The organism is Arthrobacter sp. 10N43 (assembly GCF_056394525.1).
The window spans coordinates 462,181-473,768 of sequence record NZ_JBFTIA010000003.1; the positions used below are offsets into that span (position 1 = coordinate 462,181).

Consider the following 11,588-nt stretch of genomic DNA (forward strand, 5'->3'; position numbering starts at 1 on the left):
CCGGCGGAGTCGTCAATGGCTGTGCGAGTAGGCTGCCACCGGCTCCGCGGCGCCCTGCCCGACGTCGTCCAGCTGAAAACCGCAGCGGCAGCGCCACAACGCGGGGAGGGCCAAGGAACGCTCGGCGGGCCCGAACGAGTAGGAGGACATCGCAGCCGGCTCCGGGGTGTGCCACTCCATGGGGGCGCCGCAGTGCCGCGGGAGAAGGGGACTGCCGCCTGTGCCCCCGGTAAAGGTTGCGGATTCAGGCATGACGCCTACTCTCGTTGATGGCCGGAAAACAAGTAGTAAGCATACATATAAATAGAATAACTAACTAGTTAAACGAGCTAGTTTCCCGGTTGTGCGGGGCAAAACTAGTGCCGCCCTTCGCCAATCGCCTCGCCCATCCGGCGCAGGAAGGTGATGACCACCCGGGCGTCCTCGGCGCTCATGGACTCGGCCACCTCCATCATTCGCCGGTGCATGTGGCCCAGCGTGGCGCGGACTTCGGAGTCCGTCGAGACCGTCGGCACGATCACGAGCGAGCGCCGGTCGGTCGGGTGCGGCTCGCGCCGGACGTGTCCGCTGGCCACCAGCCGGTCGATCAGCGAGGTCGTGGAGGCGGTGGTGATGCCCAGGACACGGCTGATGTCCTTGGGGCCGACCCGCTCGCCGGTGGCCTTGGCCCGCAGCAGGTAGCGCAGGGCCAGGAGGTCCGTCTCGCCCATCCCCATCGAATCGCGCGTGGACCGCCGGGTCGCCACCTCCGAGATCCTGTAGTCGCGAAGGGCCTGCAGGATGGCAGCAGGCGGGTCAAGGCTGTCATCGGGGCCGTACCAGTATCCGGAGGCGCCGTGGGAGTCCATCCGGCAAGCCTAGCCGAACTGATAACTAGCCTTCCGTGCAATCGCAGCGGCTAGGGCCCGTCAGCACCAAAAGGCCCGGGGGCACAAAAAATCCCCGGCCTCCTGTTGCCAGGAAGCCGGGGAATTTCCACTCTTCGCTAAAAGAGTGGGCCCTGTGGGGATCGAACCCACGACCCACGGATTAAAAGTCCGATGCTCTACCAACTGAGCTAAAGGCCCCAACTGATAGCTCCGAAACAGCGGATAAATCCGTCGCTGCGGCGCGTTTCAGCCCAGTCCATTTCTGGACGTTAATACTGTACCCCAGACCTGGGCCGACTTTATTCACACTGCCGGGACCGGCGTCGCACGTCAGCGGCAGCGCCGCCGGCCCGATCCTCGATTCCCCGGCGGCACTGGAGTAGCGTGGGGGCATGAGCGAGCAAGCAGGATCAAGCGCCCCCGGCCCGCGGCACCACAAGCCGAAACCCTTCGCGCCGATCGACTTTGAGCCGTTCGCCGGCGGGGCCGATCCCGCCCGCGTCTCGGAGGCGGCCCATCTGGCCGCGCAGGCGCTGGTGCGCCGCGGCCGCGACAGCGACGACCCCAAAGTCACCAAGCGGCTGGTCAAGCTCGCCGATGAGCAGGGACTGGAGGCGATCGCCGAAATGTGGGCCGAAAGCCCCGCACGGTCCCTCCCCGGCGCCCTGTGGCGCCTCTACGCCCTGCGGGCCGCCACCATCCAGGACCCCGAACGGATCTCCGTCTACTTCAAGGCAGGCAAGGACACGGCCCAGGTTTCGCATGTGGTGGCCGGCGCGGCCGAACCGCCGGGCGCGGATGAGATGAAATCCATGGCGGACGCCATCCTCTCCGGGGCGTTCGACGGCGACTTCGACGTCGCGCTGGAACGTTCTGCCGCGTTCTGCCGCGTGGTTGCCCTGGGCCAGGCAACGATTGCGGACAACGCCGAGCACAGCAACGAGAACCACGCCAGCAAGCTCACCCGCAACTCCCACCTGCTGGTCAAGACGGCGGAAGACCTCGAACACGCAGCCAACGCGTGGCGGCTGGGCGAGCTGGACTAAGGGCCACCACGCACGGCCCGGGCAGGCTGTCAATGTTGACTTGAAAGAACCTACGTAGAAAACTGAAAGCGGTGCCGAACCGCGAAACCCCCGGGCTTCAACATTTAGCCGCCTAGAGCGGCCTACCGCCGAGAGGCGTATCCGGTTCGGCACCATTTTTATGCCCTCTTTTGATTGAGGGCGTGCCGGCACCGTCATATGCCGCGTCCGGCCGGTCCGGGCCCGGCGCGGACGGTAAAGTAAGGCGCATGCGCTGGTCTCCGTCAAGTCACACAGGCGGCCGAGCCTACCCGCGACCCACTCCTCGGAAGACCGGTGACACAACGTGAAGCTGCGCTTGTTCCCGCAGGAGTCCGCCGGACTGAACCTGCTCTCACAAATGGCGCGCCAGATCGTGCTGGCCACTGGAACACTCTCGGAGATCCTCGGCGCCCCGGCCAGTGAGCATGCCCGGCTGGTGGAGGACATGCACAACCACGAGGCAAAATCGGCGGAGCTGCACTTTGCCCTCCTGACCCATATGCGCACCAGCTTCGTGAATCCCCTGCCGCGCGAGGACATGTACACGCTGTCCCGCTTCCTCAACGAGGCCATAGAGAAGCTCGACGCCGCCGCCGAGCTCGTGTCCCTGTACAAGCTCGAACGGCTGCCCAAGCGCGCAGCGGACCAGCTGGAAATCATCAGCCGGCAGGCCGAGCTCACGGTCGATGCCATGCGGAAGCTGAACAACCTGGACGAACTCGAGGACTACTGGATCGAGATCCTCCGGCTGGCCAAACGCGCCGAACGCACTCACCGGGTCTGGGTCGCGGACATGCTCCACGAGATGAAGGCGATGCAGTACGCGCGCAACCGCGACATCGCGAACCAGCTTGTCGAAGTCACGAAGGACATGCGCCGGATCGCCACCCAGGTGGGCAGCATCATCGTCAAGGAATCCTGACGTGGTGTTCTTCTTCCTTGCCCTGGTGCTACTCTGCGCCGGGGCCTTCGCATTCCTCAACGGTTTCAGGGATGCGTCCTCCTCGGTTGCCCTGGCCGTGCGGACGCGAGCGCTGACCCCAACCGTGGCGGTATTGTTGGCCAGCCTGTTCAACTTCATCGGCGCCGGACTGAGCGCCGCGCTTGCTCTGGCCGTCAGCCAGACGTGGCTGACATTGCCGACGGGCACGAACGGCCTGACGATTCTCCTCGCCGCGCTGGTGAGCGCCATCCTCTGGGGTATCTATATGTGGTGGCGTGGCATCCCGGCCTCCTCCACGCACGCCCTGGTCGGCGGCCTCGCCGGGGCAGGCGTGGCGAGCGTCGCCGTCGGCGGCAACCCCGTCACCGGCGTGGACAACTCGCTCCTGTACCAGGTGGCTCTGCCGCTGCTGGTCTCCCCGGTGATCGCCTATGTCGGGTCGTTCCTGCTGGTCTGGCCTGCCAGCTGGGCCGCCCGCTACACGCCGCCCAACGTCGTCAACACCCGGTCCCGGCGGGCCCAGGCCATTGCAGCCGGCGCCGTCGCCTTCGGCCACGGGTTACAGGACGGCCAGCGCACCAGTGCAGTGGTGATCCTGGCGCTGCTGGCGGCCGGGCTCTCCGACGGCGGGTCCGTGCCGGTGTGGGTGGCGGTGATGACGGCCGTCCTGCTGTCGGCGGGGACCCTGGCGGGCGGCTGGCGGATTTCCTACACCATCGGCTACCGGCTGACCCGGATCGACCCTCTGCGTGGATTCGTCGCCCAGATGTACAGCTCGGTGATGCTGCTGGTGGGCGCGATCGGGCTGCATTGGCCCGTCTCCACCACCCACACGGTGACGGCGGCAACGCTGGGCGCCGGCGCCAACCAGTCCTTCCCGGGCACGGACCGGCGGCTGGTGATCCGCATCCTGGCGTTCTGGGTCCTGACCCCGGTTGTCACCGCCGCCGCCGCGTTCGTCCTGCAGCTGGCGCTCACGCCGGTGGCCGGCCTGTAAGGGACTTGCCGGTTACCCGAAGCGGCCGGAGACGTAGTCCTCGGTAGCCTTCTCGGTCGGGTTGCTGAAGATGGTCGGGGTGTCACCGAACTCGATCAGCTTGCCCGGCTTGCCGGTGCCGGCGATGTTGAAGAAGGCCGTCTTGTCCGACACGCGGGCCGCCTGCTGCATGTTGTGCGTCACGATCACCACCGTGTACTGGTCCTTGAGCTCGTTGATGAGGTCCTCAATGGCCAGGGTCGAGATCGGGTCCAGGGCGGAGCAGGGCTCGTCCATGAGGATCACCTGGGGCTCTACGGCTATGGCCCGGGCGATGCACAGGCGCTGCTGCTGGCCGCCGGAGAGGCCGGAGCCGGGCTTGAACAGGCGGTCCTTGACCTCGTTCCACAGGTTCGCCCCTTGCAGGGAGCGCTCCACCAGGACGTCGGCCTCTCCCTTGGAGATCTTCTTGTTGTTCAGCTTCACGCCGGCCAGCACGTTGTCCCGGATGGACATGGTGGGGAACGGGTTGGGCCGCTGGAACACCATGCCGATCTGGGAACGCACGGTGACCGGGTCGACGCCGGGACCGTACAGGTTGTCCCCGTCCAGCAGTACCTCGCCCTCAACCCTCGCCCCGGGGATGACCTCGTGCATGCGGTTCAGCGTGCGCAGGAAGGTGGATTTGCCGCAGCCCGACGGGCCGATGAAGGCCGTGACGGACTTGGCCTCGATGTTGATGTTGACGCCTTCGACGGCCAGGAATTTGCTGTAGTAGACGTTCAGGTCTTTGACGTCGATGCGCTTAGACATGGTGTTCCTTCACTTGCTGGAGGTTTATTCGGCGGGCGCGGCGGTGGCCTAGCGGCCGGCCTTGGGGGCGAAGACGCGGGCGATCAGGCGGGCGCCGAGGTTGAGCAGCATCACCAGGATGATGAGCACCAGGGCCGCACCCCAGGCCCGCTCGGAGGACGGATCCGGGTTGGACGGCGAGGTGGGGTTCAGGATCTGCGTGTAGATGAACGTTGGCAGCGAGGCCATCCAGCCGCTGAACACGTTGGTGTTGATTGTGGTCGCGAATCCGGCGGTGACCAGGATCGGCGCGGTTTCGCCGATCACGCGGGCGATCGCCAGGGTGATGCCGGACGCGATGCCGGAGATCGCCGTCGGAAGGACCACTTTGAGGATGGTCCGCCATTTGCGGACGCCGAGGGCGTAGGCGGCCTCGCGGAGTTCGTTGGGAACGATCTTGAGCATTTCCTCGCTGGAGCGGACCACCACCGGGATCATCAGCACAGAGAGTGCGACGGCCGCGACGGCGCCTGTCTTGGTGCCCGGGCCGACCAGCGCGAAGAAGGCAGCAGCGGCGAACAGGCCCGCGACAATCGAGGGGATGCCGGTCATGACGTCCACGAAGAAGGTGATGGCCCGGGCCAGCGCCCGGTCCTCGCCGTATTCAACGAGATAGATCGCGGTCAGCAGGCCCACCGGGACCGAGATGAGGGTGGCGAGCACGGTGATCAGCAGGGTGCCCATGAGCGCGTGGTAGATGCCGCCGAGCAGGGGCGCACCTTCCTCGACGGTCTTGTTATCGAAGGCGCCGGTGACGCCGTTCATGGAGGTGGTGAGGAATCCGGGATCCAGGAGGCCGGGGAGGCCGTTGACCAGCACGGTCCAGATCACCGAGAACAAGGGCAGCAGGGCGACCAGGAAGGCGCCCACCACCAGGCAGGTGGCCAACTTGTCCTTGGCCTTGCGGGCGCCTTCCACAACCAGGCTCCAGCCGACCAGTCCGGCGGCAAAGAGGATGCCGGAGACCAGCCCCCAGCCGAAGGCGTTGAAGCCGATCAGGGCCAGGATGGCGGCACCGAGGACCAGTGCTACGGCCAGGACAATGTACGGCGCGGCCTTGGGCAGCTGGCCCTTGGTCAGTGCCGAGCGCTTGCGCACGGGGGTCAGGGTGGAGGTCATTTAGTTGGCTCCCGAAAATTCTTTGTGCCGGGTGATGATCCCGCGGGCGATCATATTCACGCCGAGGGTGATGACGAACAGCACCAGGCCGGCGGCGATCAGCGTGCTGACCTTCAGTCCGCTGGCCTCGGGGAAGTTCAGGGCGATTTCGGCGGCGATGGTCTGGTTTCCGCTCTGGATCAGGCTGGCGGTCAGGGCTCCGGAGGACAGCACCAGCGCCACGGCCATGGTCTCGCCGAGGGCCCGGCCGAGTCCGAGCATCACGGCGCTGATGATGCCGGGCCGGCCGAACGGCAGGACGGTCATCCGGATCATCTCCCAGCGGGTGGCGCCGAGGGCCAGCGCGGCCTCTTCGTGCAGCTTGGGGGTCTGCAGGAAGATCTCGCGGGTCAGGGACGTGATGATCGGCAGGACCATGACGGCGAGGACGATCCCGGCCGTGAGGATGGTCTTTCCAGTGGCCGAGGCGGGACCTTGGAAGATCGGCAGCCAGCCCATGTTGTTGGCCAGCCAGTTATAGGACGGGGAGATTTCCTTGGCGAGGAACGCAACGCCCCAGGCGCCGTAGACCACGGACGGGATCGCGGCGAGCAGGTCAATGACGTAGCCCAGGCCGGAGGCGAGCTTGCGCGGTGCGTAGTGCGAGATGAACAGCGCGACGCCGATCGCGATCGGCGTCGCGATTACCAGGGCGATCACGGAGGCGATGAGGGTGCCGATGACGAGCGGCCAGATGTAGGTGAAGAACCCTTCGCCGCCCTGGATCTTGTCCGGCGATGCCACGAGGGCCGGGAACGCCTGGATGACCAGGAACAGTGCCACGCCGAAGAGCACGACGAGGATCAGACACCCTGCCGCCAAGGCGGCTGCGGAAAAGACTTTGTCGCCGGTGTGGCCTGCGCCCCGGGACTTGGTCAGGGAGGTGGTGGTCACTTCACGGTCCTTCGGTTTGGGTGGAGGTCCGGGCGCCGGCTGCGGAGGCCTCCGCCGCCGGCGTCCGGCAAATCTTGATGTTTGGAACAAACGCGTCGGTTCCCTGCTCCATGGCGGCCGCCGGTGACGGCCGCCATGATGCAGGGAACCTTGATCAGGCTCGTGTTTCCACTATGCCTCGCGGTGCGGCGTTATCCCTAGGCCTTGGCCTTGATGGCGTCGACGGCAGCGATTGCCTTGTCCTGGAGGGCCTTGGACAGCGGCGCCGACTTGGCGGCGTCTGCGGCGGCCTGCTGGCCGGCGTCGGAAGCTGCGTACTTGACGAAGGCCTTGACCAGGTCAGCGGTGGCCTGCGTGTCGTAGGTGCTGCAGACGATGTGGTAGGACACCAGGACGATCGGGTAGGCGCCGGCGGCGGTGGTGGTGCGGTCCAGCTTGATGGCGAGGTCGTTGGCGTTGCGGCCTTCAACCGGCTTGCCCTGGTCCACTGCCTTGGCAGCAGCGTCGGCGGAGATCTTCGTGAAGGAGTCTCCGACCTTGATCTGCGCCGTGCCGAGCTTGCCGCTGACAGCGGAGTCGTCGGCGTAGGTGACCGCACCGGGGGTGTCGGTGACGGTCTTGACGACGCCGGAGGTGCCCTTGGCGTTCTCGCCCTTCAGGCTCGCGGGCCAGACACCGGCGGCCTTGTCGGTCCACACCGAGGGGGCGACGGCGGACAGGTAGTCCGTGAAGTTCGAGGTGGTGCCGGAGTCATCCGAACGGTTCACCGGGGTGACCTTGAGGTCCGGAAGCTTGGCGTCCGGGTTCAGGGCCGCGATGGCGGGGTCGTTCCAGTTGGCGATCTCGCCGCGGAAGATCTTGGCAACAGTGGCAGCGTCGAGCTTCAGGTCCGTGATGCCCGGCAGGTTGAAGGCCACGGCGATCGGGGAAATGTAGACCGGGATGTCGAGGGCGCCGTCGGGGCCGCACTTGTCCTTGGAGCTGGCGAGCTCGTCATCCTTGAGGTAGGCATCGGAGCCGGCGAACTGTGCCGAGCCGTCGAGGATTGCCTTGCGCCCGGCGCCGGAGCCGTCCGGGGAGTACTGCACAGTGGCGCCCTGGTTCGCGGTAGCGAAGTTGGTCTTCCAGACGTCCATGGCTGCGCCCTGGGCGGAAGAGCCGATGCCGGTCAGGGTGCCGGTGACCTTGGGGCCGGACGCGGACGGAGCCGCGGTCTGGGCCGTGTTGGTTGCATTGTCCGAACCGCAAGCGGTCAGCGCGAGTGCGCTGGCGGCGATAACAGCGATAGCCGCGTTGCGGCCGAAGCGGAGAGCCTTCACTTAGATGTACCCCTTTCAGGGCTTTGCGTGCTGGGCCGGAGAAGGCCAGCAGGGATGCGTACGGATTTGTACCTTTACCGACGGTAAGTGGCCCAGATGAAGAGAATTGCGGACCAAGGTGAACGGCCGGTTAACGACGCTGGGCCATTGGCTTACATCTGCCGGGGAGCCATTGTGTTCTGTGGGTCACAGTCGTATCGGTCATGCCCCTCCACGTTGCGCTATCACTTCCGCACGCCAAGACCCGCCAAAACCCGAAAATGGGGACCACAACTGATAGAGCAACGGGCGGGAGGGGCAGACCGGCCGTGCCGGCCGCCCCGGGGCAGCAAATAGACTGGAGGGCATGGCCTCCGCGACTGGACTCTCCGCAAGCGCACGATTCCTGCGCGGCCGGGTCCGGACCGGCTTTGTCCGGAGCCGGAACTCCCTGGGGCCGGCCATCCAGATGACCACTTGCGCCGTGGGCGCCTACGCGTTCGCCGAATACGTCCTGGGCCACAACGGGCCGTTGTTTGCTGCCACATCGTCCCTGATTGCCCTCGGTTTTTCCCGGGACCCGAGGCTGCGCCGCGTCATCGAGGTGGGCCTGGGCTGCACGCTCGGCATCGTCGTCGGGGACCTGCTGCTGCACTGGCTGGGTTCCGGGATCTGGCAGGCCGCCGTCGTTCTCCTGTTCTCCATCCTGCTGGCGAGGTTCCTGGACAGCGGGACCATCTTCACCACCCAGCTGGGCCTGCAGTCAGTGCTCGTGGTGCTCCTGCCGGCGCCGATCGGGGGGCCGTTCACGCGCAGCATCGACGCCGTGGTGGGCGGGGTGTTTGCGCTGCTGATGACCGTCCTGGTTCCCAAGGATCCCCGGCGTGAACCCCGCAATGACGTCAAGAAGCTGCTCCACGAGCTCGCCGAGGTCCTGCGGGAATGCGCCTCGGCGCTGAGCTACAGCGATTCCACCCAGGCCTGGCATGCCCTCATCCGGGGGCGGAACTGCCAGCCCCTCGTCGATGCCATGCGCCAGACGCTGCGCGCCTCCGGCGAGGTGGCCACCCTGGCCCCCGCATACCGAAGGCACCGGGAAGAGCTGGACCAGATGGAGCAGTCACTGGACTACATCGATCTCGCGCTGCGCAACAGCCGGGTTTTTGCGCGCCGCCTGACCAGCGCCATCAACCATGCGGCCCTCTCGGACGAGGCCACCCAGAACATCGCCGACGTCCTGCAGGAGACGGCCGCCGCCGTCGATGAGCTGTCGCTGGGCCTGGCGGAAGTGCACGACGGCGCCCGCCGCGCGCATCTGCGCACTGCCCGGTCCGAGCTGCGGGAGATTGCCGTCCGGCTGCATCCGCGGATGCTGGATGTCCAGCTACTTGAGGGCGAAACGGTGGTCATGCTGTTCCGCCCGCTCATGGTGGACCTCCTGGAGGCCGCCGGCGTGGACTCCAAGGAAGCCCGGGACATCCTTCCCCCGCTGTAGCCGCCGCCGATGCCGCGCAGGCCCACATGGCCCGGCCGGCGCGCTTCGTTGTCGCCGGCCCCCGATAGTGTGGACCAATGGCTACGAAGACTTCCCGGGGGCCCAAGGCGCCCGGCTACAAATGCGCCGAATGCGGCTGGACCACGGTCAAGTGGGTGGGCCGCTGCGGCGAATGCCAGGCATGGGGCAGTGTGGAGGAGACCGGCGCCGCCGTCGCCCGCACCACGGCGGCCACAACGGTCCTTGAACCGGCCCGCCGGATCGCCGACATCGACGCCACCACCGCGGCTTTCCTGCCCACCGGCGTGGACGAACTGGACCGCGTCCTGGGCGGCGGGCTGGTGCCCGGCGCCGTCATCCTCCTCGCGGGCGAACCCGGGGTGGGCAAGTCCACGCTGCTGCTGGACGTGGCGGCCAAGTTCGCCCGCACCGCGCAGGACGTCCTCTATATCACCGGCGAGGAATCCGCCGCCCAGGTCAAGCTCCGTGCGGACCGGATCGACGCCGTGGCCGAGTCCCTGTACCTGTCCGCCGAAACGGACCTCGGGCAAGCCCTGGGGCAGGTGGAGAAGCTGGAGCCGCGGCTGCTGGTGGTGGACTCCGTGCAGACCCTCAGCAGCGCCGACGTCGAGGGCAGCGCCGGTGGGGTGTCCCAGGTGCGCGAGGTTGCGGCCTCCCTGATTGCCGCGGCCAAGCGCCGCAACATGACCACGCTGCTGGTCGGGCACGTGACCAAGGACGGTTCCATCGCCGGGCCCCGGCTCCTGGAGCACCTCGTGGACGTCGTCTGCCAGTTCGAGGGCGAGCGGCATTCGCGGCTGCGGCTGCTGCGCGCCGTCAAGAACCGCTACGGACCTACCGACGACGTCGGCTGCTTCGATTTGAACGAGGACGGCATCGAGGGCCTCGCCGATCCCAGCGGGCTGTTCGTCTCGCGGACCAAGGAGCCCGTCTCGGGAACCTGCATCACGGTCACGCTGGAGGGCCGCCGGCCGCTGCTGGCCGAGGTCCAGGCGCTGCTCGCCGAGAGCGCCAGCTCCCAGCCCCGCCGCGCCACCAGCGGACTGGACAGCTCGCGCGTGGCGATGCTGCTCGCCGTCCTGCAGCAGCGCGCCGGCTGCCTGCTGCATAAGGACGACTCCTATGTGGCCACAGTTGGCGGGGTCAAGCTCAGCGAACCCGCCACCGACCTCGCCGTGGCCCTGGCGGTGGCCTCCGCCAAAGCCAAGAAGCCGCTCCCCCAGCGGCTGATTGCCTTCGGCGAGGTAGGCCTGGCCGGCGAAGTCCGCCCGGTCCCCGGCATCAACCAGCGCATCCAGGAGGCGCATCGGCTCGGCTTCACCCATGCAGTGGTGCCGGCCAGCCCCAACGGGCACGGGCCAGTTCCCGCGGGGTTCTCGGTCCGCGAGGTGGGCCACCTTGCCGAGGCCCTGGGACTGCTGATCAGCTGACGCCGCGGAGGACGGGCCCGGGGCCTGGGACGTGCCGGCGGCGTACACAGAAGCGACTTAGGACCCTAACGCCGCCGCCCCGGCGGCCGCACGATGGGATAGTGGCTGGCGGATGCGGCCGGCCGATCCAACCGTCCCAGCCGCGCCGGCCGCACCAGAGGGGTGCGACATGATGTGGGGTTACGGGTACGAACTCGGCTGGATGTGGCTGTGGGGCGTGTTCCTGCTGGCCGGAATTACTGTGCTGGTCATCCTGGCCGTCCGGCTCCTCACCGGAGGCCTTCGTCATGACGGCCCTGGTCTGCTGCCGGGCCAGGGGCAGATTCCTCCGCAGGGGCAGGGCGGGCCTCCCGGTCCAACCCCCGTTTCTCCACAGCCGTCAGTGCCGAGCGGACGATCCCAGGCCCGCCTGATCCTTGACGAACGCTTTGCGCGGGGCGAGCTCACGGCCGAGCAGTACCGCGAGAATCTGAAGGTGCTGGGCGAGGAGTCCTAGTGCAGCCCCTCAGCCGCCGCCATGCCCTGCTCCTGGCCTACCTCGGTGTGGCCACAACCGCGAGGTCGGCTGAGCCGCCAGGCTCTTGT

The 11,588-nt window shown here is 67.3% G+C and carries 12 protein-coding genes and 1 tRNA gene; 6 read left to right on the forward strand and 7 right to left on the reverse strand.

Annotated elements, in window-relative coordinates:
* Positions 1 to 12: 12 nt before the first annotated feature.
* From AC1DDO_RS07005 to AC1DDO_RS07015, 3 genes are all read right to left on the reverse strand, one after another.
* Positions 13 to 252, reverse strand: coding sequence for a hypothetical protein (locus tag AC1DDO_RS07005; RefSeq protein WP_476866908.1), 240 nt, complete (start codon positions 250 to 252; stop codon positions 13 to 15).
* 104 nt (positions 253 to 356) lie between these two features.
* Positions 357 to 848, reverse strand: coding sequence for a MarR family winged helix-turn-helix transcriptional regulator (locus AC1DDO_RS07010; RefSeq protein WP_476866907.1), 492 nt, complete (start codon positions 846 to 848; stop codon positions 357 to 359).
* A gap of 146 nt (positions 849 to 994) precedes the next feature.
* A tRNA-Lys gene (locus AC1DDO_RS07015) sits at positions 995 to 1,067 on the reverse strand.
* Between the two features lie 194 nt (positions 1,068 to 1,261).
* Between AC1DDO_RS07015 and AC1DDO_RS07020 the strand changes: the two genes are divergently transcribed.
* The 3 genes from AC1DDO_RS07020 to AC1DDO_RS07030 all read left to right on the forward strand — a co-directional run bounded on the left by AC1DDO_RS07020 (position 1,262) and on the right by AC1DDO_RS07030 (position 3,876).
* A complete protein-coding gene (locus AC1DDO_RS07020) occupies positions 1,262 to 1,915 on the forward strand; it encodes a hypothetical protein (RefSeq protein ID WP_441408213.1) in 654 nt (217 codons plus the stop codon).
* Between the two features lie 325 nt (positions 1,916 to 2,240).
* Entirely contained in the window at positions 2,241 to 2,858 is a 618-nt protein-coding gene (locus tag AC1DDO_RS07025; protein WP_441408214.1) for a DUF47 domain-containing protein, read from the forward strand.
* 4 nt (positions 2,859 to 2,862) lie between these two features.
* Positions 2,863 to 3,876 (forward strand): inorganic phosphate transporter, encoded by a 1,014-nt coding sequence (locus AC1DDO_RS07030; RefSeq protein WP_476867078.1) that lies wholly within the window; start codon positions 2,863 to 2,865, stop codon positions 3,874 to 3,876.
* Positions 3,877 to 3,888: 12 nt separating this feature from the next.
* Here AC1DDO_RS07030 and pstB read toward each other — a convergent pair whose 3' ends face one another.
* The 4 genes from pstB to pstS all read right to left on the reverse strand — a co-directional run bounded on the left by pstB (position 3,889) and on the right by pstS (position 8,078).
* Complete coding sequence (gene pstB, locus AC1DDO_RS07035) at positions 3,889 to 4,668, reverse strand: phosphate ABC transporter ATP-binding protein PstB (RefSeq protein WP_476866906.1); 780 nt, start codon at positions 4,666 to 4,668, stop codon at positions 3,889 to 3,891.
* A gap of 48 nt (positions 4,669 to 4,716) precedes the next feature.
* Entirely contained in the window at positions 4,717 to 5,826 is a 1,110-nt protein-coding gene (pstA, locus tag AC1DDO_RS07040; protein ID WP_476866905.1) for a phosphate ABC transporter permease PstA, read from the reverse strand.
* Positions 5,827 to 6,759, reverse strand: a complete 933-nt coding sequence (gene pstC / locus AC1DDO_RS07045; protein WP_441408217.1) for a phosphate ABC transporter permease subunit PstC — start codon at positions 6,757 to 6,759, stop codon at positions 5,827 to 5,829.
* Between the two features lie 197 nt (positions 6,760 to 6,956).
* Complete coding sequence (gene pstS / locus AC1DDO_RS07050) at positions 6,957 to 8,078, reverse strand: phosphate ABC transporter substrate-binding protein PstS (protein WP_476866904.1); 1,122 nt, start codon at positions 8,076 to 8,078, stop codon at positions 6,957 to 6,959.
* Between the two features lie 346 nt (positions 8,079 to 8,424).
* On the opposite strand from pstS, the gene AC1DDO_RS07055 reads away from it, so the two are divergent.
* From AC1DDO_RS07055 to AC1DDO_RS07065, 3 genes are all read left to right on the forward strand, one after another.
* Positions 8,425 to 9,552 carry an FUSC family protein gene (locus AC1DDO_RS07055; protein ID WP_476866903.1) on the forward strand — a complete coding sequence of 376 codons (1,128 nt, stop codon included), beginning with the start codon at positions 8,425 to 8,427 and terminating at the stop codon, positions 9,550 to 9,552.
* Positions 9,553 to 9,629: 77 nt separating this feature from the next.
* On the forward strand, positions 9,630 to 11,003 hold the full coding sequence (gene radA / locus AC1DDO_RS07060) for a DNA repair protein RadA (protein WP_441408220.1): 1,374 nt from the start codon (positions 9,630 to 9,632) through the stop codon (positions 11,001 to 11,003).
* A gap of 169 nt (positions 11,004 to 11,172) precedes the next feature.
* Complete coding sequence (locus AC1DDO_RS07065; RefSeq protein ID WP_476866902.1) at positions 11,173 to 11,499, forward strand: SHOCT domain-containing protein; 327 nt, start codon at positions 11,173 to 11,175, stop codon at positions 11,497 to 11,499.
* Positions 11,500 to 11,588 lie beyond the last annotated feature (89 nt).